20 protein-coding genes are annotated in these 21560 nt (G+C 70.0%); 6 read left to right on the top strand and 14 right to left on the bottom strand.

Annotation, left to right across the window (positions count from 1 at the left end):
- Positions 1-288: 288 nt before the first annotated feature.
- From OG883_RS06590 to ureA, 3 genes are all read right to left on the bottom strand, one after another.
- Complete coding sequence (locus OG883_RS06590) at positions 289-1305, bottom strand: agmatine/peptidylarginine deiminase (protein WP_266536264.1); 1017 nt, start codon at positions 1303-1305, stop codon at positions 289-291.
- A gap of 10 nt (positions 1306-1315) precedes the next feature.
- A complete protein-coding gene (locus OG883_RS06585) occupies positions 1316-3007 on the bottom strand; it encodes an urease subunit alpha (RefSeq protein ID WP_266536261.1) in 1692 nt (563 codons plus the stop codon).
- Between the two features lie 179 nt (positions 3008-3186).
- On the bottom strand, positions 3187-3873 hold the full coding sequence (gene ureA, locus OG883_RS06580) for an urease subunit gamma (RefSeq protein WP_266536256.1): 687 nt from the start codon (positions 3871-3873) through the stop codon (positions 3187-3189).
- Positions 3874-3999: 126 nt separating this feature from the next.
- Between ureA and OG883_RS06575 the strand changes: the two genes are divergently transcribed.
- On the top strand, positions 4000-5409 hold the full coding sequence (locus OG883_RS06575; RefSeq protein WP_266536250.1) for a cytosine permease: 1410 nt from the start codon (positions 4000-4002) through the stop codon (positions 5407-5409).
- Between the two features lie 64 nt (positions 5410-5473).
- On the opposite strand, the gene OG883_RS06570 is transcribed toward OG883_RS06575, so the two are convergent.
- The 5 genes from OG883_RS06570 to OG883_RS06550 form a co-directional block, all read right to left on the bottom strand.
- The gene (locus OG883_RS06570; protein WP_266536247.1) at positions 5474-6562 is read right to left on the bottom strand and encodes a branched-chain amino acid aminotransferase; all 1089 of its coding nucleotides are present in this window, start codon (positions 6560-6562) and stop codon (positions 5474-5476) included.
- A gap of 233 nt (positions 6563-6795) precedes the next feature.
- Positions 6796-7839, bottom strand: a complete 1044-nt coding sequence (locus OG883_RS06565) for a 3-isopropylmalate dehydrogenase (protein WP_266536245.1) — start codon at positions 7837-7839, stop codon at positions 6796-6798.
- A gap of 9 nt (positions 7840-7848) precedes the next feature.
- Positions 7849-7977, bottom strand: coding sequence for a hypothetical protein (locus OG883_RS06560; protein WP_266536243.1), 129 nt, complete (start codon positions 7975-7977; stop codon positions 7849-7851).
- Positions 7978-8077: 100 nt separating this feature from the next.
- Positions 8078-8215, bottom strand: a complete 138-nt coding sequence (locus tag OG883_RS06555) for a hypothetical protein (protein ID WP_266536242.1) — start codon at positions 8213-8215, stop codon at positions 8078-8080.
- A gap of 186 nt (positions 8216-8401) precedes the next feature.
- The gene (locus OG883_RS06550; RefSeq protein ID WP_266536241.1) at positions 8402-9298 is read right to left on the bottom strand and encodes a LysR family transcriptional regulator; all 897 of its coding nucleotides are present in this window, start codon (positions 9296-9298) and stop codon (positions 8402-8404) included.
- Between the two features lie 125 nt (positions 9299-9423).
- On the opposite strand from OG883_RS06550, the gene OG883_RS06545 reads away from it, so the two are divergent.
- Positions 9424-10536, top strand: a complete 1113-nt coding sequence (locus OG883_RS06545) for an NADP-dependent oxidoreductase (RefSeq protein ID WP_266541293.1) — start codon at positions 9424-9426, stop codon at positions 10534-10536.
- Here the strand turns inward: OG883_RS06545 and OG883_RS06540 are convergent.
- Positions 10533-11075, bottom strand: coding sequence for a GNAT family N-acetyltransferase (locus tag OG883_RS06540; protein WP_266536239.1), 543 nt, complete (start codon positions 11073-11075; stop codon positions 10533-10535). The two genes, OG883_RS06545 and OG883_RS06540, sit on opposite strands and share 4 nt — an antisense overlap.
- A gap of 252 nt (positions 11076-11327) precedes the next feature.
- On the opposite strand from OG883_RS06540, the gene OG883_RS06535 reads away from it, so the two are divergent.
- The 3 genes from OG883_RS06535 to OG883_RS06525 all read left to right on the top strand — a co-directional run bounded on the left by OG883_RS06535 (position 11328) and on the right by OG883_RS06525 (position 13288).
- Positions 11328-11783, top strand: coding sequence for an SRPBCC family protein (locus OG883_RS06535; protein WP_266536237.1), 456 nt, complete (start codon positions 11328-11330; stop codon positions 11781-11783).
- Between the two features lie 92 nt (positions 11784-11875).
- Positions 11876-12247: a helix-turn-helix transcriptional regulator gene (locus OG883_RS06530; RefSeq protein ID WP_266541291.1), complete on the top strand. Its 372-nt coding sequence runs from the start codon at positions 11876-11878 to the stop codon at positions 12245-12247.
- Between the two features lie 75 nt (positions 12248-12322).
- A complete protein-coding gene (locus OG883_RS06525; protein ID WP_266536235.1) occupies positions 12323-13288 on the top strand; it encodes an alpha/beta fold hydrolase in 966 nt (321 codons plus the stop codon).
- Between the two features lie 249 nt (positions 13289-13537).
- On the opposite strand, the gene pruA is transcribed toward OG883_RS06525, so the two are convergent.
- Both pruA and OG883_RS06515 read right to left on the bottom strand, forming a co-directional pair.
- Positions 13538-15169 (bottom strand): L-glutamate gamma-semialdehyde dehydrogenase, encoded by a 1632-nt coding sequence (gene pruA, locus OG883_RS06520; RefSeq protein WP_266536232.1) that lies wholly within the window; start codon positions 15167-15169, stop codon positions 13538-13540.
- A 123-nt stretch (positions 15170-15292) separates the two neighbouring features.
- Positions 15293-16219 (bottom strand): proline dehydrogenase family protein, encoded by a 927-nt coding sequence (locus OG883_RS06515; RefSeq protein WP_266536229.1) that lies wholly within the window; start codon positions 16217-16219, stop codon positions 15293-15295.
- A gap of 175 nt (positions 16220-16394) precedes the next feature.
- Between OG883_RS06515 and OG883_RS06510 the strand changes: the two genes are divergently transcribed.
- Positions 16395-17744 (top strand): CdaR family transcriptional regulator, encoded by a 1350-nt coding sequence (locus OG883_RS06510; protein ID WP_266536227.1) that lies wholly within the window; start codon positions 16395-16397, stop codon positions 17742-17744.
- Positions 17745-17952: 208 nt separating this feature from the next.
- Here OG883_RS06510 and OG883_RS06505 read toward each other — a convergent pair whose 3' ends face one another.
- The 3 genes from OG883_RS06505 to ilvC form a co-directional block, all read right to left on the bottom strand.
- Positions 17953-18528 carry a TetR/AcrR family transcriptional regulator gene (locus tag OG883_RS06505; RefSeq protein WP_266536224.1) on the bottom strand — a complete coding sequence of 192 codons (576 nt, stop codon included), beginning with the start codon at positions 18526-18528 and terminating at the stop codon, positions 17953-17955.
- 114 nt (positions 18529-18642) lie between these two features.
- Positions 18643-20235: a phosphoglycerate dehydrogenase gene (gene serA / locus OG883_RS06500; RefSeq protein WP_266536222.1), complete on the bottom strand. Its 1593-nt coding sequence runs from the start codon at positions 20233-20235 to the stop codon at positions 18643-18645.
- A 257-nt stretch (positions 20236-20492) separates the two neighbouring features.
- A complete protein-coding gene (gene ilvC / locus OG883_RS06495) occupies positions 20493-21494 on the bottom strand; it encodes a ketol-acid reductoisomerase (RefSeq protein ID WP_266536219.1) in 1002 nt (333 codons plus the stop codon).
- Between the last annotated feature and the right edge of the window lie 66 nt (positions 21495-21560).

The following is a 21560-nucleotide window of genomic DNA, read 5'->3' as shown; positions in this document are numbered from 1 at the left end:
CGAGTGGAGATCGAGCAGCCGCACCGGCGTGGTCGGACCGCGGCCGCACGCCGCACAGCGCATCACGTTCACCCGTATGTTCTACCTGATCTCGCTCGTCGGCGACGACGGTCCGGCCGTCCTCGGTCGTACGGCTGCGCGGAACTTCGGCGGTGCGGGACTCCGGCGGCGTGGACTTGTGCGGCGATGGACTTCAGCGGCGCGGGACTTGTGCGGCGATGGACTTCGGCGGCGCGGCGACGTCTTCCGTGGGGAGAGTGCCGCCGCCGCCGCTTCGGACGCTCGGCTTCAGACCCGCGGCTGCTGCTGGGTGATGCAGTGGATGCCCCCGCCGGCCGCGAAGATCGTCCGGGCGTCGACCAGCGTGACCGTGCGGCCGGGGTAGAGGCGGCGGAAGATACCGGCCGCGATCTCGTCGCGCGGGTCGTCGAAGGCGCACAGCACCACGCCGGAGTTGCAGACGTAGTGGTTGATGTACGAGTAGTCGACCCACTTCCCGTCCTCCTTGACCACCGTGGGGGCCGGGATCTCGACGACCTCCAGGCTGCGGCCGCGCGCGTCCTTTTGGGACCTCAGCATCTCCACGTTCTCCTTGCAGAGTTCGTGGTCGGGGTGGGAGGGGTCCGGCTGGGTGTGGGCGACGATCACACCGGGGCCGGCGAAGGCGGCGACGATGTCGACATGGCCGAGGGTGCCGAAGCCGTGCGGCGGATAGTCGGCGGTCAGGCCGCGCTTCAGCCAGATCGCCCTGGTCGTACCGAGCTTGGCGTGTATCTCGGCCTCGACCTCCTCCTTCTTCCAGCCGGGGTTGCGCTCGGGGCCGAGCTGCACGGTCTCGGTGAGCAGTACCGTGCCCTCGCCGTCCACGTGGATGCCGCCGCCCTCGTTGACGAGCGGCGAGCTGTGGACGGGCACGCCGGCAATGTCCGCGACATGGCGCGCGATCTTCTCGTCGTGCTCCCAGGTGGCCCAGTCCTGCGCACCCCAGCCGTTGAACACCCAGTCCACAGCGGCCAGTCGGGTGCCGTCGGTGACGAAGGTCGGGCCGATGTCGCGCATCCACGCATCGTCCAGCTCGCGCTCGACGAGGTCGATGTCCGGGCCGAGGAGTTCGCGGGCGGACTCCGCCTGGCCGGGGCTGTGGACCACGGTGACCGGCTCGAAGCGGCGTACGGCCTGGGCGACAGAGGCCCATGCCCCGCGGGACTCGGCGAGGTCGTCACCGGAGAAGGTGGCATTGGGGCCGGGCCAGGCCATCCAGGTGCGCTCGTGCGGGGCCCACTCGGGCGGCATTCGGAAGGTCATGGTGGTTCCTTCAGAGGAAGTAGAGGCGGTTGAGAGAGATCGAGTCGGCGGGCTCGGAGCGCACCGGGGCGCCGTCGAGAGTGACGAGCCCGGTGTGCCCGTCCACGTCGACCTCCCCGATCCGGGAGTTGAGCCGCAGGTCGGCCGGGCCGATACCGCGCGTGCCGCGCACGGCGACCCGGCGGCGGCGCGTGGGCATCAGGTCGGAGCCCAGCTCGGTCGCCGCCTTCGCCACGAAGGCGACCGAGATGTCCGCGGCCGTCGCGCCGTACGCCCCGAACTGCGGCCCCAGGACCAGCGGTTCACAGGTGTCGGTGGCGGCGTTGGGGTCGCCTGTCACGCCGTACGCCGGGAAGCCCGACTTCAGTACGAGCTGAGGCTTCGCCCCGAAGAACTGCGGCTTCCAGAGCACGATGTCGGCGAGCTTGCCCACCTCGATCGAACCGATCTCGTGCGCGAGGCCGTGCGCGATCGCCGGGTTGATGGTCAGCTTCGCCATGTAGCGCAGCACGCGCGCGTTGTCGTCGTGCTCGCCGTCGCCCTCCATGGGGCCGAGCTCGGCCTTCATCTTTCCTGCCATGGCGAAGGTGCGGCGTACGGTCTCGCCCGCGCGCCCCATCCCCTGCGCGTCCGACGAGGTGATCCCGATCGCCCCGAGGTCGTGCAGCACATCCTCGGCGCCCATCGTCCCGGCCCTGATCCGGTCCCGCGCCATGGCGGCGTCGCCCGGCAGGTCGGTCTTGAGGTCGTGGACGGAGACGATCATTCCGTAGTGCTCGGCGACCGCGTCCCGGCCGAAGGGCAGGGTCGGGTTGGTGGAGGAGCCGATCACATGGGGCACACCCGCCATCTTGAGCACGTTCGGTACGTGTCCACCGCCGCAGCCCTCGATGTGGAAGGCGTGGATCGTACGGCCGTCCAGCACCCTCAGAGTGTCCTCGACCGACAGGCATTCGTTCAGGCCGTCGCTGTGCAGGGCGACCTGGACGTCGTGCTCCTCGGCGACCCGCAGGGCGGTGTCCAGCGCGCGGGTGTGCGCGCCCATGTCCTCGTGGACCTTGAAGCCGGACGCGCCGCCCTCGGCCAGCGCCTCGACGAGGGGCGCGTCGTTCGAGGACGAGCCGCGTGCCAGGAAGCCGATGTTGACGGGCCAGGCGTCGAAGGCGTTGAAGGCGTGGCGCAGGGCCCAGGGCGAGTTGACCCCGACGCCCCACACCGGGCCGAACTCCTGGCCGATGACGGTGGTGACGCCGGAGGCGAGCGAGGCCTCCATGATGCGCGGCGAGAGCAGATGGACGTGGGTGTCGACGGCTCCGGCGGTGGCGATCATGCCCTCGCCGGAGACGATGCTGGTGCCTGTGCCGACGACGACGTCCACGCCGTCGAGGGTGTCCGGGTTGCCGGCTCGTCCGATCGAGCGGATCCGGCCTTCGCGGATGCCGACGGAGACCTTCCTGATGCCTTGCACGGCATCGATGACCAGCACATTGCTGATGACGACGTCGCAGGTCTCGCGTACGGCGGCGGCCTTGAGGTGCAGCCCGTCGCGCGCGGTCTTGCCGAAGCCGGCCAGGAACTCGTCGCCGGGTTTCTGCGCGTCCGACCCGACACGCACGACCAGCCCGGAGTCGCCGAGCACGACCCGGTCTCCGGCGCGCGGACCGTGCACGGCCGCGTACTCGTACGAATCGATGCCGGTCATGGGCGGGCCTCCTGCTCGTGGTGGGCGTCCGGTGCGGAGTGGGCCTTCGGTACGGGGGGGAGCGTCCGGCACGGGGTGGGCGTCCGGCGCGCGGTGCGAAGCGGGGCGCGGGGCCGGACGCAGGGCGGGATGTGGGGCCGGACGCTGGACAGGACAGGGAACCGGACGCAGGGCCGGGCTCAACGGTCCGCTCCCAGATAGCCGCAGGCCACAGCCCTGCGCAGGGCCTCTTCCTTGGCCCCGGGCGCGTCCAGCGGGCCGTCGACCAGGCCCGCGAAGCCGATCGCGATCCGGTCGCCGCCGATGGGCAGCAGACCGATCTCGGCCTCGCCGCCCGGGGCGAAGCGGACCGAGGACCCGGCGGGGACGCAGAGCCGCATGCCGTACGCCACCGCCCGGTCGAAATCGAGCCGGGGGTTGGCCTCGAAGAAATGGAAGTGTGAGGTGACGCTGACCGGGACTGCCGCGGTGTTGCGCACGGTCAGCGTCACGGCGGGCTCGGGCTCGGTCCGCGGCGGCGCGGGCAGTACGGCGCCGGGCGCTCCGTCGCCGAGGCCCGTCGCGCCGCGGATGGGCGCGGAGACGACCGCGAGCCGTGACCCGTCGTCGAAGACGGCCTCCACATGTACCTCGGTGACCACATCCGCCACACCGGGCAGCACATCGTCGGGGCCCAGCACGCTGCGGGCCGCCTCGATCGCCTCCGCGAGCCGTCGCCCGTCGCGGGCCGCCTCGCAGACGGTGTCCGCGATGAGCGCCGTCGCCTCGGGGACATTGAGCTTGAGCCCGCGGGCCCGGCGGGCCCGGGCCAGTTCTGCCGCGCCGAAGAGCAGCAGCCGGTCGCGCTCGGTCGGGGTCAGTCGCACGTCACCACACCTCCTGGTTGAACGACACTCTAACCATGAGTTTCTTTCCACGGAAGCATTGACGTGCCACCATCGCTTGCGTCACATTGAGCGGCACTCAAACAGTCGAGCCTCAGGGGCGCCCTTATGCCGATGGAACAGCGCGGAGTCGACACCGTCCCGGAGGCGGAACGCACCAGCTCTCCGCGCGATCTCGTGTCGATCCTGCTGGGATCGAACCTGTGCCTGGGCGTGATCGTCTTCGGCTGGCTGCCGGTCTCCTTCGGGCTGGGCCTGTGGCCGGCGGTCACGTCGATCGTCGCGGGCACGGTCGTCGGTGTGGCGGTCACCGCGCCGCTCGCGCTGGTCTCGTTGCGGACGGCGACGAATCTGTCGACCTCCAGCGGTGCGGCCTTCGGCGTACGCGGCCGGCTCGTCGGCTCGGTCGTCGGTCTGCTGCTGTCGCTCGGCTACACCGCGCTGACCCTGTGGATCGGCGGAGATGTGATGGTCGGGACGCTGGCGCGGATCGCGGGCCTGCCGACCGGCGGCCTCGCGCACGGCCTCGTCTACGCCCTGCTCGCCGCCTGCACCGTCGTCGGCGCGGTGTACGGCTACCGGCTGCTGCTCGGGCTGAGCAAGATCCTCGCCATCGGCATGACCGCGCTGTTGCTGCTGGGGCTGATCGCGTACGCCCCCGACCTCACCACGGCCGCCCCGCAGGACACGCCGTACCTGCTCGGCTCCTTCTGGCCGACCTGGCTGCTGTCCGCTGTGGCCGCCGGGCTGAGCGGCCCGATCGCCTTCATCACCCTGCTCGGCGACTACACCCGCTACATCTCACCGCAGCGCCACAGCCCGCGCCGGGTGCTGCGGGCCACCTGTCTGGGGCTGTGCGCGGGGCTGCTGCTCCCGCAGCTCTTCGGTACGTACACGGCTCTCGCGGCCCGGGGTGCGCTCGACTACGCGGGCCCGCTGGTCGCCGCCTCCCCGGCCTGGTACCTGGTACCGCTGCTGCTGGCGGCGACGGCAGGGTCGGTCGGCAACGCGGGCCTGATGCTCTACTCGATGGGCCTCGACCTGGACGCGATCCTGCCCCGCGTCTCCCGGGCCCGGGCCACGCTGGTCGTGGCCGTCGTCGCGACGGTCTTCGTCTTCCTCGGGCACTTCGCCTGGGACGCGCAGTCCGCGATGACCTCGTTCGTGCTGCTGCTGACCGCGATCGGGACACCCTGGGCGGTGATCACGATGATCGCCCACCTCCGGTGCGGCGGCGTGTACGACGCCGAGGCCCTGCAGGTCTACAACCGCCGTGCGCGGGGCGGCATCTACTGGTTCCGCTCCGGCTGGAACCCGCGCGCCACGCTCTCCTGGACGCTGGGCGCGGCGGTGGGCCTGTGCGCGGTCTCCACCCCGCTCCACGAGGGCCCGCTCCTGGCTCTGACCGCCGGTGTGGACTGCAGTTTCATCCTGTCGGGACTCGTGGGCGGGGCGAGCTACCTGGCACTGGGCACCCGCCCGGCGCGGGCCCCGGAGCCGGAAGCGGCTGTCCCCTGACCCTCCCCGCACGGGCCCCTGCGCGCAGGGGGCGGGCCTCCGTGGCCGGACCCGGCCGGGCGCGTCAGCCCAGTTCGTGCATCCAGCCGTGGACGTCCTCCACGACACCCCGCTGGATGTCGAGCAGCGCCTTGCGCAGCTTCATCGTGACCTCGCCCGGCTGCCCGTCGGCCTGCGTCCAGTCCCCGCCTGCGGACCTGACCGAGCCGACCGGGGTGATGACCGCCGCCGTACCGCAGGCGAACACCTCGGTGAGCGTGCCGTTCTCGGTGTCGCGCTTCCACTGGTCGGTGGAGATCCGGCCCTCCTCGGACTTGTAACCGAGGTCCTTGGCCACCGTCAGCAGCGAGTCACGGGTGATGCCGGCGAGCAGCGAGCCCGTCAGCTCCGGGGTGACGATCTTGTCCCCGTACACGAAGTACAGGTTCATGCCGCCCATTTCCTCGACCCACTTGTGCTCCAGCGCGTCCAGCCAGACGACCTGGTCGCAGCCCTTCTCGGCCGCCTCGGCCTGGGCGAGCAGCGAGGCCGCGTAGTTGCCGCCGGTCTTGGCGAAGCCCATGCCGCCGGGGACCGCGCGGACGTAGTTCTCCGAGAGCCAGACCGAGACCGGCTTCACACCACCGGGGAAGTACGCACCGGCCGGGGAGGCAATCACCAGGAAGAGGTACTCGTTGGCGGGCTTCACACCGAGACCGACCTCGGTCGCGATCATGAAGGGGCGGAGGTAGAGCGAGGACTCACCGCCGTGCTCCGGGACCCACTCCTTGTCCTGCTGGACCAGCGCGTCACAGGCCGCGATGAACGTCTCGACGGGCAGCTCCGGCATGGCGAGCCGGCGGGCGGACCGCTGGAAGCGCTCGGCGTTGGCGTCGGGGCGGAAGGTGGCGACCGAGCCGTCGGGGCGGCGGTAGGCCTTCAGCCCCTCGAAGATCTCGATCGCGTAGTGCAGCGTCATGTTGGCCGGGTCGATCGACAGCGGCGCGTACGGGACGAGCTCGGCATCGTGCCAGCCGCGCCCCTCCGTCCACTTGATCGTCACCATGTGATCGGTGAAGTGGCGGCCGAAGCCGGGGCTGGCCAGGATCGCCTCGCGCTCCGCATCGGACAGCGGGGTCGAGGAGGGCTTGAGCTCGATCGTGGGCGTCGTCATGAGTGCAGTGTCCTTCACCGGTTGTTTGTGACGGACCGCGCTCACGCCGCTACTGCTGCTAGGACGTCCGAGCTTTCCCGCATGCCGCGGCCCCACGTTCGATTATCGCTCGCGTGGGGCCGTGCAAGTAACGAGGTGAATGCGGCCCAGGGGATGATGGTGACACCCGGAGGCCGCACAGGAAAAGCCGCCGGGTGCGAATGCGACCCGGCGGCTGAAGTGGAACCGTCAGGTCAGCTCGCTACTCGTACCGCGAGGGCGTCGCCGATCTCGTCCGTCGTACGGACCTTCGCGCCGTCCCGCTCCGCCAGGTCGGCGGCGACCGCCTCTTCGATCCTGACCGCCTCGGCCTCGAAGCCGAGGTGACGCAGCAGGAGGGCGACGGACAGGATCGTGGCGGTCGGATCGGCCTTGCCCTGCCCCGCGATATCGGGCGCGGAGCCGTGGACGGGCTCGAACATCGACGGGAAGGCGCCCGTCGGGTTGATGTTGCCGGACGCGGCCAGGCCGATGCCGCCGGTCACGGCAGCGGCGAGGTCGGTGAGAATGTCACCGAAAAGGTTGTCGGTGACGATGACGTCGAAGCGCTCCGGCTGGGTGACGAAGAAGATCGTCGCGGCATCGACGTGCAGATAGTCGGTGGTGACCTCGGGGTACTCCTGGCCGACCTTGTCGAAGATGTTCTTCCACATGTGACCGGCGTAGACGAGGACGTTGTTCTTGTGGACCAGCGTCAGCTTCTTGCGGGGACGGGAGTTGGCCCGCTCGTACGCGTCACGGACCACGCGCTCCACGCCGTACGCCGTATTCAGGCTGACCTCGGTGGCCACCTCCGCGGGCGTGCCGGTGCGCAGGGAACCGCCGTTGCCGGTGTACGGACCCTCGGTGCCCTCGCGGACGACGACGAAATCGATGTCGGGGCGGCCGGCCAGCGGCGTGGCGGTGTTGGGGAACAGCTTCGACGGACGCAGGTTCACGTAGTGGTCGAAGGCGAAACGGAGCTTGAGCAGCAGCCCGCGCTCCAGGACGCCGGACGGCACAGACGGGTCACCGATCGCGCCGAGCAGGATGGCGTCGTGGTTCTTGAGGGAGTCGAGCTCCGCGTCCGGGAGGGTCTCTCCGGTGCGGTGCCAGCGCTGAGCGCCGAGGTCGTACTCCTTGGTCTCCAGCTTCACATCCTGCGGGAGGGCGGCCGCGAGGACCTTCAGGCCCTGAGCCACGACCTCCTGGCCGATGCCGTCACCGGGGATCACTGCGAGATTGATGCTGCGAGACATATCGGCACCCTACTCTCCGTCCCACCCCATGACATGTGGTGTCCGCCATGTGGACTGCCGGTAGGAGGCGCCCCGATCCCGGATGCGGATCTCGTGGCAGGTGCCCTTCGCGGTGAAGGAGCCGTACCTGCGTGTCACGGAAGGTCTCCGCGCTCGCCGAGCGCGGCAAGCGGATCGCGTGTTTCGAGGTGAGGCGCTCGGTCGGCGCCCCTCCCCCACGGCTTTCAGCTTTCAGCTTTCAGCGAGGGTGGTGACCCCATTCGCCACCGTTGTCCCTGCGGTCGAGAGCTCGCTGCAGGGCGGCGGCGGCATTCTTGCGGTCGGACTCGCTCGTACGGGAGGAACGGCGGACGCGGCGGGCGGTCTCAGCGGGCATGATGATCGACTCCTTGAGAATCACATTGATTCGAGGCGCCGGAAGAGGCGGGGAGCGATGCCGCAGGGGTTGCCTGCTCGGGGCACTGACTCACGACCGCCATTCGCTGGATCGAGCGAGACGTTCGGCTCCTACAAAGCTAGGACAGGTACGCGCTTCTGTCTCCACAATTACTCGGACTTCCTACTATCTGAGACGGTGATCGTCGGGAGAGGTCCCGTAAAGGCCTCTGAGCTCGCGGATCAGGGCCCGGACGGCGACCGTGCGGGCCAGCTCAGGGGTGGTGACATAGCCGACGGAGCGGGTCGGGCGGTCCGGTCCGAGATCAGTGATCTCGACAGTGGGCGGTGCTCCATTCAGGGACAGCGCCGGCATCACCGCCATCCCGAAACCACTGCTCACCATCGAGAGCACTGCTCCGTCGTCCTCCGCCTGGACGGTCGCCCTCGGGAGCCACTCCTGCTCCGCCCACCACTCGCGCGTGTACGAGGTGCAGTTCTCGGCCCAGTCGACCAGCGGCAGTGAGCGGGGCGCGACGTGGCCGGCCGGGTGGACCAGGGCGTACCCCTCCTCCAGCAGCACTCCCCCGACCAGCTCCGGCGGCACGGGCGAGGTCGTCCCGATCGTCGCGATCCCCAAGTCGGCGTGCCCGTCGGCGACTTCGCCCGCCGTGCCGCGCCCCAGCTCCCGCACCATCCGCACCTCCGGCTCGATGCCGGGGTGCCGCGCCGTGAGCCGCTCCAGCGCGGGCGGCAGCAGGTGGAGAGCCGCGCTGCGGAAGGCGGCGATCCGCAGCGGCCCCGCCACCGTGTCCGCTTCCGCGCCGCGCGCCTCGGCCCCCATCGTCTCCAGCAGCCGCAGAATGCGCCGGGCGTGCGCGACGGCGCGGATGCCGGCGACGGTGGGAGTCGCGCCCTGTCGGCCGCGGTCGAAGAGCACAGCCCCGATCTTGCGCTCACTGCCGCGTACGGAGTGCGAGACCGCGGACTGGGTCATGCCGAGCGCGGTGGCCGCGGCGGAGAACCCGCGTGCATGCGCGACGGCGACAAGTACCCGCAGTTCGTGCGGGGCAAGGTCGGGCATCGGGGCGCTCACCTCGTTCTATGAGGACCGCTCATGGAAACGGCGGTTCCATCGACGCAACCTACTGCCCGGCTCTCTGCTTCCTTGTTTACGGTCACGGCATGACCACGCAGATCAAGCAGACCGTGCAGATCAAGCAGACCGCGCAGGCTCCGCAGGCCCCTCTCACCTCGCCGGCCTCGCCCACCTCGGAGGCCCCTCCCACCTCGCCCACCTCGCTCACCGTGCAGCAGACCGCCCGCCCCACCGGCTTCCCGACCCCTGAGCACTTCGCCTTCGTCGAGGCTCCCGTACCCGCCCCCGAACCGGGTACGGCGCTGGTGGAGAACCTCTACTGGTCCGTGGACCCGTACCACCGCGAAATGATGGACGGGGACTTCGAGTTGAACACCCCCCTGGAGGGCCGCACCCTCGGCCGCGTCGTCGACTCCCGCGACCCGGGGCTGCGGGAGGGTGATCTGGTCCTCCACCGGCAGGGCTGGCGTACGCACGCGCTGGTGACACCGGGGGCGTACGGAACCCGCACGATCCAGCCCTACGCAGGGGTCCCGCTCTCCGCGTATCTCAGCATCCTCGGCGGCACCGGCCTCACCGCCTATGTGGCCCTCACCCGGACCCTCCAACTACGCCCCGGTCAGGACCTGTTCGTCTCCGCGGCGGCCGGCGGTGTGGGCACGGCCGTGGGACGGATCGCGCGCCTGCTGGGCGCGGGCCGGATCGTGGGCAGCGCGGGCTCGGCCGCGAAGGCCGCCCACCTCGCCGAGCACCTCGGCTTCGATGCAGCGTTCGACTACCACGACGGTACGGTGCGCGATCTCCTGGCGAAGGCGGCACCCGAGGGCATCGACGCGTACGTGGACAACGTCGGCGGCGACCATCTGGAGGGCGCGATCGCGTCGTTGCGCGACCACGGGCGGATCGCCTGGGTCGGCGCGATCAGCCAGTACAACAACGCCGCCGAGCCGCCGGCCGCGCCGCGCAATCTCTTCGACGTGGTGGACAAGTCTTTGCGTCTGGAGGGTGTGCTGGTGCGCAACTACACCGATGTGCAGGGGGAGTTCGAGGAGTTTCTCGTTCCTCATCTGCAGAGCGGGCGGATCGCGCCCGATGTCACGGTCGTCGAGGGCTTCGAGCGGATCGTGGACGCGTTCCTCGGCATGCTGCGGGGCGAGAACCTGGGCAAGATGCTCGTCAAAGCACAGACACAGGCACAGGCACAGGCACAGACACTCGGCTAGAGCACGTCCCCGTCGCGCCAGTCGAAGAGCAGCGCGGAGGCCGTCTCCGGGAGCGGTCGGCCCCCGGCCGGGCGCAGAAAGGTGGAGTCCTCCTCCTCCGGAAGGTGCACCGCCCCTTCGGGGCCCAGCGCCTCGACACGGCCGCCCCAGAGCTGCCAGCCGCGCGACCGGTACAGCTCGGCACCCTCGTCCGACGCGGACAGTGCGCCCAGTTCGTACGCCCCGTCGATCACCCGCTCCAGCGCGTCCATCACCCGGTCGCCCAGACCGCGCCGCCGCCGGTCGGCGCGTACGGCCACCGCCTCGATGTATCCGATGCGCAGCGAGCGACCGGCGTGGATCACCCGGCGCTGCACCACACTGCCGTGCGCGACGAGTACACCGTCCTCGTACAGCAGCGCATGAACGCCGCCCAGGGTGTGGTCCCAGTCGTCGTCGCCGAAGTCGCCGTCGAAGGCGCCCGTCAGCAGTGTGCGGATCTCGAGCAGTTCGGCCGGACTGAGCTCGAAGGTGTGGGCGGTGCGCGGTAACACGGTCATACGCCGCATCCTCCCAGGCCCCTTCCGTACCAGGTACTCACTTCTCGGCGAGGCAGGTCGTGCGTGACGAAATATGGCCGGTTGCACGGGTGTGGGCCGTGCCTCCGTCGAGCGCGCCCCGCACCGGCACACCCGGCACCCGGCACCCACTACGCCGACCGGGGCGGAGAGGTAGTGCAACCGATGGGTTGCACTGTTCCGAGTGACGTGCAACCATTGGGTAGCACGTTAGTCGAAGAGGAGGCTGGAACCATGAGCAGGGACCGCATCGAACGGGAAATCACCATCGCCGCACCCATGGAACGCGTGTGGGCGGTACTCACCGAGCCGAAGCACGTAGGCGCGTGGTTCGGACAGGGCGAGCCGACCCCGGTCGACCTGCGCCCGGGCGGCACCATGCACCTGGACCACGGCACGTACGGGCAGTTCCCGACCACGATCGTGAAGGTCGACCCGCCGCACCACTTCTCGTACCGCTGGGCGAGCGCCCACCCCGGGGAACAGGCGGTCGAGGGCAATTCCACCCTCGTGGAGTTCACTCTCACCCCGGACGGCGACGGCACCCGTCTGCGCGTGGTGGAGACCGGCTTCGCCGATCTCGTCATCCCCGAGGACAAGGCCGACACCGCCGGGTACGAGAGCCACTCCGCAGGCTGGAGCGAGCAGGTCGAGAACATCAAGCAGTACGCGGAGCGACTCGCGGCATGACGGCGGACACAGGCGCGGAGGCGACCGGCCGGGGCACAGAGGACTCCGGCCGGGACCCGGAGGCCACCGGCCGGGACCCGGAGCAGGACACCGTGAGCGAGGTCCTGTCCGCGCTGGCCGACCCGACCCGCCGCCGGATACTCGACGCCCTCGCCGCGCACGGCGAGGCGACCGCGACCGTCCTGGCGACGGAACTGCCGGTCAGCCGGCAGGCCATCGTCAAACACCTCGCGGTCCTGACCCGGGCCGGCCTCGTCACCGGCCGCCGCGAGGGCCGCGAGGCGCGCTACCAGGTCCTGCCCGCGCGGCTGGGGGTCACCGCCCGATGGATGGACCGCGTCGCCGCCGAGTGGGACGGCCGCCTCTCGGCCATCAAGCGCCTCGCCGAGGCGCCGGACGCGGACACGGACACGAACACGGACACGGACACCGAACCAGACCCCGACAGAGATCTAACCTCCTAAGAAGCATTGACAGGTTAGTCACTCTCGTGATCCCCTCATGTCTATAACCAGCTATGCAGTCATGAGGGGTTAATCATGAGCGTGCGGCAGATCCACCATCGCACCGCGACCGTCCGCGGCCACGAGATCTTCTACCGGGAGGCGGGCGCGCCCGACGCACCCGTCATCCTGCTTCTGCACGGCTTCCCCACCAGCTCGCACATGTTCCGCGATCTGATCCCCCGCCTCGCCGGCCACTACCGGGTCATCGCCCCCGACCACCTCGGCTTCGGGCACTCCGCGGCCCCCTCCGCCGCGAACTTCCCCTACACCTTCGCCGAACTCGCCGTGCTGACCGCCGAGTTCACCGAGCAGCTCGGCCTCACCCGGTTCGCGCTCTACATCCAGGACTACGGCGCCCCCATCGGCCTGCGCCTGGCTCTCGCCCACCCCGAGCGCATCACCGCGATCGTCACCCAGAACGGCAACGCCTACCGCGAGGGCCTCGGCGCGGACGCCTGGGCCCCCGTCCTCGCCCTGATCGCCGACCGGACACCCGAAACCGAGGCCCCGGTCCGTGAGATCCGCTCGCTGGACGGGATCCGGTGGCAGTACACCCACGGCGTCCCGGCCGAGTACCGCTCCCTGCTCAGTCCCGACGCCTGGCACCACGACGCGGCGCTGATGGCCCGGGACGGCCAGGACGCGATCCAGCTCGGTCTGATCGCCGACTACGGCTCGAACATCGACCTCTACCCGGCCTTCCAGGAGTACTTCCGCACCAGCCGGGTCCCCCTGCTGGCCGTCTGGGGCGGGTACGACGAGATCTTCGTGGCGGCCGGGGCGAAGGCCTTCGGCCGCGACCTCCCGGACGCGGAGATCCACCTTCTGCCCACGGGCCATTTCGCGCTGGAGACGCACGCGCCTCAGATCGCCACGCTCATCCTTGATTTTCTCCCGCGGGCCATCACGCCACCTTCAGGCTCAGGTCCTTCGCAACCCGCGCGACCCATTCGCCGAACTCCTGGCGATGATGCACCTCACCACCGCACAAGGCGCTGACCTGCGCATCGGTAAGCCGGTTCGGTCCGTCCACGGTCATCAGCGCGCTCATCTCCCGCAGCAGGGAGGCCAGCCGTACGGCATCGGTGTGCTCGATCGAGTCGACTCCGTGGCCGGCGCCCAGCGTCGTGGAACCAGGCATCACACCCTCCTTCCAACGCCCCCTCCCAGCAGCGTAGACCCGCCGAACGTGGACCGCCCCCGTCCGGGCGGGGGGGCCGGGACGGGGGCGGGGTTCTACGGGGGCGGTCAGCCCATGTGCGGGTACGCGTAGTCCGTCGGCGCGACCAGCGTCTCCTTGATCGCGCGGGTCAGCGTCCAGCGCATCAGGTTCTGCGGGGCGCCCGCCTTGTCGTTGGTGCCGGACGCGCGGCCGCCGCCGAAGGGCTGCTGGCCGACGACCGCACCGGTCGACTTGTCGTTGATGTAGAAGTTGCCCGCGGCGTAGCGCAGCTTCTCCATCGTGTGCGCCGCCGCCGCACGGTCGTTCGCGACGACCGCACCGGTCAGGGCGTACGCCGACACCGACTCCATCTGCTCCAGCATGGCGTCGTACTGGTCGTCCTCGTACACGTGCACCGCGAGGAACGGGCCGAAGTACTCGGTCGTGAACACCTCGTTGCCCGGGTCCGAGCACTCGACGACCGTCGGGCGGACGAAGTAGCCGACCGAGTCGTCGTACGTACCGCCGGCGACGATCGTGCAGGTCGGGTCCTCCTTCGCCCGGTCGATCGCGGCTTTGTTCTTCGCGAACGCGCGGTCGTCGATCACGGCGCCCATGAAGTTCGACAGGTCCGTGACATCACCCATCGTGATGCCGTTGACCTCGGCCGCGAACTCCTCCTTGAAGCCGGAGTTCCAGATCGAGGCGGGGACGTAGGCACGCGAGGACGCCGAGCACTTCTGACCCTGGAACTCGAACGAGCCGCGGGTCAGCGCGGTCTTCAGCACGGCGCGGTCGGCGCTGGGGTGGGCGACGACGAAGTCCTTGCCGCCCGTCTCGCCGACGATGCGCGGGTAGGAGCGGTACTTCTCGATGTTGTTGCCGACCGTCTTCCACAGGTGCTGGAAGGTCCTGGTCGAGCCGGTGAAGTGGATACCGGCCAGCTGGGGGTGGTTCAGGGCCACCTCGGAGACGGCGATGCCGTCGCCGGTCACCAGGTTGATGACGCCCTTGGGCAGGCCCGCTTCCTCCAGGAGCTGCATCAGCAGCACTGCCGCGTGGGTCTGCGTCGGGGACGGCTTCCAGACCACCACATTGCCCATCAGGGCGGGGGCGGTGGGCAGGTTGCCGGCGATCGCGGTGAAGTTGAAAGGCGTGATCGCGTAGACGAAGCCCTCGAGCGGACGGTGGTCCAGTCGGTTCCACACACCCGGCGAGTTGGCCGGCGGCTGCTCGGCGAGCAGGTCACGGGCGTACTTGACGTTGAAGCGCCAGAAGTCGACGAGCTCGCAGGGGGTGTCGATCTCGGCCTGCTGCGCGGTCTTCGACTGGCCCAGCATGGTGGAGGCGGCGAGCGTCTCGCGCCACGGGCCGGCCAGCAGCTCGGCGGCGCGCAGGATGATCGCGGCGCGGTCGTCGAAGGACATCGCACGCCACGCGGGGGCGGCGGCGAGCGCGGCGTCGACCGCGTCCTGAGCGTCCTGCTGCGTGGCACCGGCGAACGTACCGATGACGGCCTTGTGGTTGTGCGGCTGTACGACGTCGACGCGGTCGCCGCCGCCCATCCGCCGGACGCCGCCGATCGTCATCGGGAGCTCGATGGGGTTCTCGGCCAGCTCCTTGAGCTTGACCTCGAGGCGGGCGCGCTCGGGGGAACCGGGGGCGTAGCCGTGCACCGGCTCGTTGACCGGGGCGGGGACCTGGGTAACAGCGTCCATGAGTTCCGTAACTCCTTTGTGAGGGTTCAGGGCTCGGCCCTTGGTGATCATCGAGCGGAAACGGTGCCGGCCGGGGGGACAAGCCCCGGATCCCCGGCAGAGTCTCCGCAGCAGCCGGTTTTGTCAGCCACGGGTTATCAGGCTTCGCAGGAAGAACAGCAGGTTGGCCGGCTTCTCCGCGAGGCGGCGCATGAAGTAGCCGTACCAGTCGGTGCCGTACGCCGTGTAGACGCGCATCCGGTGGCCCTCGGCCGCGAGCCGGACATGCTCGTCGCTGCGGATGCCGTACAGCATCTGAAACTCGTACTCATCCAGTTTGCGCCCGGCGCGGCGCGCCAGCTCCTGGCTGACCGCGATAAGACGCGGGTCGTGGGACCCGATCATCGGGTAGCCGTCGCCGTCCATCAGGATCTTCAGGATGCGCACGTAGGCCTTGTCGGTCTCGGCCTTGTCCTGGTAGGCGACGGTCGCGGGCTCGTTGTAGGCGCCCTTCACGATGCGGACCCGGCAGCCGGCCGCGGCGAGGCGGCGGGCGTCGTCCTCGGTACGGAACAGATACGCCTGGATCACACAGCCGGTCTGCGGGAAGTCCTTCCGCAGCTCCTCGTGGATGGCGAACATCGAGTCGAGGGTGGTGTGGTCCTCCGCGTCCAGGGTGACCGTGGTGCCGATCGCGGCGGCGGCCTCGACGACCGGACGGACGTTGGCGAGCGCCAGCTCGTGGCCGCCCTCCAGCGCCTGGCCGAACATCGACAGCTTCACCGACATCTCGGCCCTCGTCCCCAGGCCGAGGCCCGCGAGGTGCTCGATCAGCTCGAGGTAGGCGTCGCGGGCAGCGGTTGCCTGCTCGCGCGTGGTGATGTCCTCGCCCACCACATCCAGGGTGAGCTCGAGCCCCTTGCCGACGGTGTCCTTGACGATCGGGACGACCTGCTCGACCGTCTCGCCGGCGATGAACCGGCCGACGACCTGCTTGGTCCCCGGGGCGGCCGAGACGAAGCGGCGCATCTTGTCGCTGCGGGACGCGGCGAGGATCACGGGACCCAGCACGGGGCACCTCCACGGAACAGGTGTTGAAGGAGGCCGGAACCGAAACAAATCCGGAACGGCACGGAGAACCACCGTGAAACCTAAGGATCGCTCCGATCCTCTGCCATCGACAGCTGTCACGCATCCGTGGCCGGGATCTCAGACATATGTCTGAAGGGGGTGCGAGAATGTCCGGATGAAGGGCGATTACCAGGACCTGGTCGACGAGATCTCGGCGCTCCTGGCCGAGCCGGCGACGCTGGAGAACCGGGACTTCGGTCTGATCGCCTTCGGCGCGCACGACAGCGACGACGACAGTGCGATGGACCCGGTCAGGACGCGCTCGATCCTGACCCGGAAGTCGACCCCCGCGGTCCGCGCCTGGTTCGAGGGCTTCGGCATCGCGCGCGCGACCGGCCCGGTCCGTATCCCGGCCGCCCCGGACGCGGGGGTCTTCCGCGACCGGATCTGCCTGCCCGTACGCCACCGGGGCATCGTGCTCGGCTACGTATGGCTGCTCGACGCGGAGCCCCGTCCCACCCAGGAACAGCTGGCCGCGGCGATGGAGGTGACGGTCAGGATCGGCACGCTGCTCGCCGACGAGGAGCGGGCGGGCTCGGATCTGTCGCGGGAGTTCCGCGCGGTGCTCACGGCGGAGCACGGCTGGCAGTACGACATGGCGGTTGCGGCGCTGCGTACGGCTCTGGGCGGCGGGGAGGCGGAGGGTCTGCACGCGGTGGTGTGCGTGACCCCGTGGCCGGCGGACGACGCCCCCTCGGCGCGCTCGCTGCCGGGCGTCGCGGCGCTGTGCACAGTGGAGTGGGGGGCGGGGCGTCCCGACGCCGGCACCGATGTCCGTGCGGAGCAACGCGCGGCGGGCCGCCCGCAGGACGGCGGCGACGCGGCCGCGGCGAAAGGCGTGCGCAGGCGGGACGCGGCCGGGACGCCGCCCCACGGCACCGATACCACGGTCGCCCGTGCACCCGCCGGTACCGGCGGGCGTGCGCTCGCGGTCCTGGTCAGGCTCCGCTCGGCCGACACCCTCTCCCCCGCGCTCACGGCGGCGGACCGGCTCCGCGAGGCGGCCGGGGTCGCGGGCGGGGGCGAGGTCGCGGGCACGGCCGGCGCCACGGGCGGGGTCGCGGGCGGGGTCGCCGACCCGCGCCGGGGACTCGGTGAGCTCAACACCGCCTGGCAGGAGGCGACTTCCGCGGCCCGCGCCGCCCACGCCAGGGCGAACCTCGGCCCCGTCGCCCGGTGGTCGGCCATCGGCCCGTACCGGCTGCTGACGGCGCTCCCCGCGAACGCGGCCCACGACCCGGTCGTACGCGATCTGCTGACCCCCGCCCACACGGAACTAGCCCGCACCGCCGAGGTGTTCCTGGACTGCGCGGGCCAGGCCGGCCGCACAGCGGCGGCGCTCGGCATTCACCGGCAGACGCTCTACTACCGGCTCTCGCGCGTCGAACAGCTCACCGGCCTGGACCTGGCGGAGGGCGAGGACCGGCTGCTGCTGCACATGGCCCTGAAGGCGGCACGACTGTAAGGAGGCCCAGTATCCGCCTCTCGATGCGCACTGCCAGATCCGTGTCCTGCCTGCGGGAGCGTTGAGCGAGGCACCCGAGGCCATCCGCTACCTCGAAGTGGAGCACGCGCGCGCGAAGGTCGTCATCACCGTGTGACGGGCCACCGAGGCCCAGCCGTCCCCCGTGCTCATCGAATCGCGGCCCGTGCACAAGAGCCAAGGGGAGGACTCAGGCCTTGCTCTCCAGGATCGCCCGCAGCCCGTCCGTGAGGTCCTTCGCCGAGGGAGCCGTCTCCGGGTCCACCATCCACTGGATCATCACGCCCGCCACCAGCGCCTGATAGAACAGCCCCGCCACCCTGGCCTTCTCCGGATCGGCCTCCGGGTCCATGCCCAGGAACGCCTCGGCCATCCCCGTACGGCCCTGCTTCTGCGGCTCCTTGATGGCGTTGCGCAGGTCCTCGTCGTCGTCGAGCCGCGAGACCACCTCCAGCTGGAGCTTCCAGACCGGGCGGCTGGCGTCGAACGCGGCGATGACCTGCTCCCAGATCTTCTCGAAGCGCTCGAGGGGATCCGCCGTGGCGTCGGGGGCTTCCTTGTCCGCGGGGCCGACCGCGTCGCCCCACTCCTCGGTCACCGCCAGGAAGGCCTGGTTGAGCAAGGCCTCCTTGGAGCCGTAGTGGTAACCGATGGAAGCCAGGTTGGTGCCGGATGCGGCGACGATGTCGCGCGCGGTCGTCCGGGCGTACCCCTTGGCCAGCAGGCACTGCTTCGCGCCTTCGAGCAGATCCTCACGATGTCCCATGACAGCAGCGTACCCGGCTCACAGACGCTTGTGTAAGACGCGCGTCTATGAACCGGGTACGCCGATGGGAAAGAGTGACCGGGCTCGGTCGGGCTCAGTCGGGCTCAGTCGGGCTCAGTCGGTGAGGTTGACCGTCCGCGCCGAGGTCGCGCCGATCTCGTCGGCGATCTCCGCGAGGACCGCCGGCGGCACGGTGTCGTCCACCGTCAGCACGACGACCGCCTCGCCACCCTCCTCCGCGCGCGAGACCTGCATGCCCGCGATGTTCAGACCGGCTTCGCCGAGGATCCGGCCGACCGTGCCGACCACACCCGGGCGGTCGCTGTAGCGCAGCACGACCATGTGGTCGGCGAGCGCCAGGTCGATGTCGTAGTCGCCGATCGCGACGATCTTCTGAAGGTGCTTGGGGCCGGCCAGCGTGCCGGAGACCGCGACCTCCTCGCCGCCCGAGAGCGTGCCGCGCACGGTGACGACGTTGCGGTGGTCCGGGGACTCCGAGCTGGTCGTCAGCCGCACCTCTACGCCGCGCTCCTGCGCGAACAGCGGGGCGTTGACATAGCTCACGGTCTCGTCGACGACGTCCTCGAACACACCCTTCAGCGCGGACAGTTCGAGCACCTTCACATCGTGCTGGGTGATCTCGCCGTACACCTCGACGTCGAGGCGGACCGCGACCTCGCCCGCCAGTGCGGTGAAGATCCGGCCGAGCTTCTCGGCGAGCGGCAGACCCGGGCGTACGTCCTCGGCGATGACCCCGCCCTGGACGTTGACCGCGTCGGGCACCAGCTCACCGGCGAGGGCGAGACGCACCGAACGGGCGACCGAGACACCGGCCTTCTCCTGCGCCTCGTCCGTGGACGCGCCGAGGTGCGGGGTGCAGACGACCTGGTCGAACTCGAAGAGCGGGGAGTCCGTGCAGGGCTCCTTCGCGTACACATCGAGGCCCGCGCCGGCGACCCGGCCCTCCTTGAGCGCGGAGGCCAGCGCCTCCTCGTCGACGATCCCACCGCGCGCGGCATTGACGATCCGGACGTGCGGCTGGACCTTGTGCAGCGCCTCGTCACCGATCAGGCCGAGCGTCTCGGGGGTCTTGGGGAGGTGGACGGTGATGAAGTCAGAGACCTCGAGCAGCTCGTCCAGCGAGAGCAGCTTGACGCCCATCTGCGCGGCACGCGCCGGCTGTACGTAGGGGTCGTACGCGACGATCTTCATACCGAAGGCCGACATGCGCTGCGCGACCAGCACGCCGATGCGGCCGAGGCCGACGACACCGAGGGTCTTCTCGCTCAGCTCGACACCGGTGTACTTGGAGCGCTTCCACTCGCCGTTCTTGAGGGCGGTGTTGGCCTGCGGGATATTGCGCGCGGTGGCGACGAGCAGACCACAGGCGAGCTCGGCGGCGGTGACGATGTTGGACGTCGGCGCGTTGACGACCATCACGCCGGCCTTGGTGGCGGCGGAGACGTCGACATTGTCCAGACCGACACCCGCGCGGGCGACGACCCGCAGCTTCTTGGCGGCGGCGATGGCCTCCGCGTCGACCTTGGTGGCGGAGCGGACGAGGATCGCGTCGGCATCGGCGATGGCGGGGAGCAGCTCCGCGCGATCGGCGCCGTTGCAGTGCCGGATCTCGAAGTCCGGGCCCAGTGCGTCGACGGTGGCGGGCGACAGCTCTTCAGCGATGAGTACGACAGGTTTCGAGCTCACGTGAGTCCTCACTAGTCCATTGCGGACGGCCGTCCCGACGGCCGCAGGCGGTGGAGGGGGCTAGCCGCGTGGAAGACGCACGACACTGTGGGCCTGACGCGTATGTGTTGAGCAGTGTAGTGGTGCCACCGGGTCGGTCTTGCGCCTCGATGGCAGGATCACTCGTCCGTGGCTGGACGGAGTGGAGAAGCGGTCGAGCTCGGCGGGGCACGGTGCCAGGGGGCCGGGACACGGCCCGGGCCCCCTGGCACACAGGCTTACGCCTCGTCGTTGTCGACCCAGCTCATGAGCTTGCGCAGCTCCTTGCCGGTGGTCTCCAGCAGGTGGTTCTCGTCCTGCTTCTTGTACTCGTCGTACTTCTTCAGACCGCCGTGGTACTCGTCCATCCAGTTCTTGGCGAACGTGCCGTCCTGGATCTCGGCGAGAACCTTCTTCATCTCGGCCTTGGTCTGGTCCGTGATGATGCGGGGGCCGGTGATGTAGTCGCCCCACTCGGCGGTCTCGGAGACCGACCAGCGCATCTTCTCCAGGCCGCCCTCGTACATCAGGTCCACGATCAGCTTCAGCTCGTGGAGGCACTCGAAGTACGCGATCTCCGGCTGGTAGCCGGCCTCGGTGAGGGTCTCGAAGCCCGCCTTGACCAGCGCCGACGCGCCACCGCAGAGGACAGCCTGCTCACCGAACAGGTCGGTCTCGGTCTCCTCGGTGAAGGTCGTCTTGATGACGCCGGCGCGGGTGCCACCGATGGCCTTCGCGTACGAGAGAGCCAGGTCGAACGCGTTGCCGGAGGCGTCCTGCTCGACGGCTGCGATCGCCGGGACGCCGCGGCCCTCTTCGTACTGACGGCGGACGAGGTGGCCCGGACCCTTGGGAGCGACGAGGGCGACGTCCACACCGGCCGGGACCTTGATGAAGCCGAAGCGGATGTTGAAACCGTGGGCGAAGAACAGCGCGTCGCCGTCCTTCAGGTTGCCCTTGATGGACTCCTCGTAGACCTGGGCCTGGATCGGGTCCGGGATGAGGATCATGATGACGTCGGCCTCGGCGGCGGCTTCGGCCGGAGTCACCACCCGCAAGCCCTGCTCCTCGGCCTTGGCCTTGGACTTCGAGCCCTCGTGCAGACCGACCCGGACGTCGACACCCGAGTCACGGAGCGACAGCGCGTGGGCGTGGCCCTGGCTGCCGTAACCGATGACCGCGACCTTGCGGTTCTGGATGATGGACAGGTCGGCGTCGTCGTCGTAGAACAGCTCGGCCACTGGGATATCTCCTTGGAGTGCTGGTGTTGCGTCCCACCGTACGGCGGGGAGGGATGGGAGGTTCGC

Source organism: Streptomyces sp. NBC_01142 (genome assembly GCF_026341125.1).
In the GTDB taxonomy this organism is placed as follows: Bacteria; Actinomycetota; Actinomycetes; order Streptomycetales; family Streptomycetaceae; genus Streptomyces.
This window is presented reverse-complemented; position numbering and strand designations above follow the sequence as displayed.

What these genes read in the sequence shown, in the direction of transcription:
- OG883_RS06590 (WP_266536264.1), bottom strand. Translation starts at nt 1,305, where the DNA reads ATGACCTTCCGAATGCCGCCCGAGTGGGCCCCGCACGAGCGCACCTGG.
- OG883_RS06585 (WP_266536261.1), bottom strand. Translation starts at nt 3,007, where the DNA reads ATGACCGGCATCGATTCGTACGAGTACGCGGCCGTGCACGGTCCGCGC.
- OG883_RS06575 (WP_266536250.1), top strand. Translation starts at nt 4,000, where the DNA reads ATGCCGATGGAACAGCGCGGAGTCGACACCGTCCCGGAGGCGGAACGC.
- OG883_RS06570 (WP_266536247.1), bottom strand. Translation starts at nt 6,562, where the DNA reads ATGACGACGCCCACGATCGAGCTCAAGCCCTCCTCGACCCCGCTGTCC.
- OG883_RS06565 (WP_266536245.1), bottom strand. Translation starts at nt 7,839, where the DNA reads ATGTCTCGCAGCATCAATCTCGCAGTGATCCCCGGTGACGGCATCGGC.
- OG883_RS06555 (WP_266536242.1), bottom strand. Translation starts at nt 8,215, where the DNA reads ATGCCCGCTGAGACCGCCCGCCGCGTCCGCCGTTCCTCCCGTACGAGC.
- OG883_RS06550 (WP_266536241.1), bottom strand. Translation starts at nt 9,298, where the DNA reads ATGCCCGACCTTGCCCCGCACGAACTGCGGGTACTTGTCGCCGTCGCG.
- OG883_RS06540 (WP_266536239.1), bottom strand. Translation starts at nt 11,075, where the DNA reads ATGACCGTGTTACCGCGCACCGCCCACACCTTCGAGCTCAGTCCGGCC.
- OG883_RS06535 (WP_266536237.1), top strand. Translation starts at nt 11,328, where the DNA reads ATGAGCAGGGACCGCATCGAACGGGAAATCACCATCGCCGCACCCATG.
- OG883_RS06525 (WP_266536235.1), top strand. Translation starts at nt 12,323, where the DNA reads ATGAGCGTGCGGCAGATCCACCATCGCACCGCGACCGTCCGCGGCCAC.
- pruA (WP_266536232.1), bottom strand. Translation starts at nt 15,169, where the DNA reads ATGGACGCTGTTACCCAGGTCCCCGCCCCGGTCAACGAGCCGGTGCAC.
- OG883_RS06510 (WP_266536227.1), top strand. Translation starts at nt 16,395, where the DNA reads ATGAAGGGCGATTACCAGGACCTGGTCGACGAGATCTCGGCGCTCCTG.
- OG883_RS06505 (WP_266536224.1), bottom strand. Translation starts at nt 18,528, where the DNA reads ATGGGACATCGTGAGGATCTGCTCGAAGGCGCGAAGCAGTGCCTGCTG.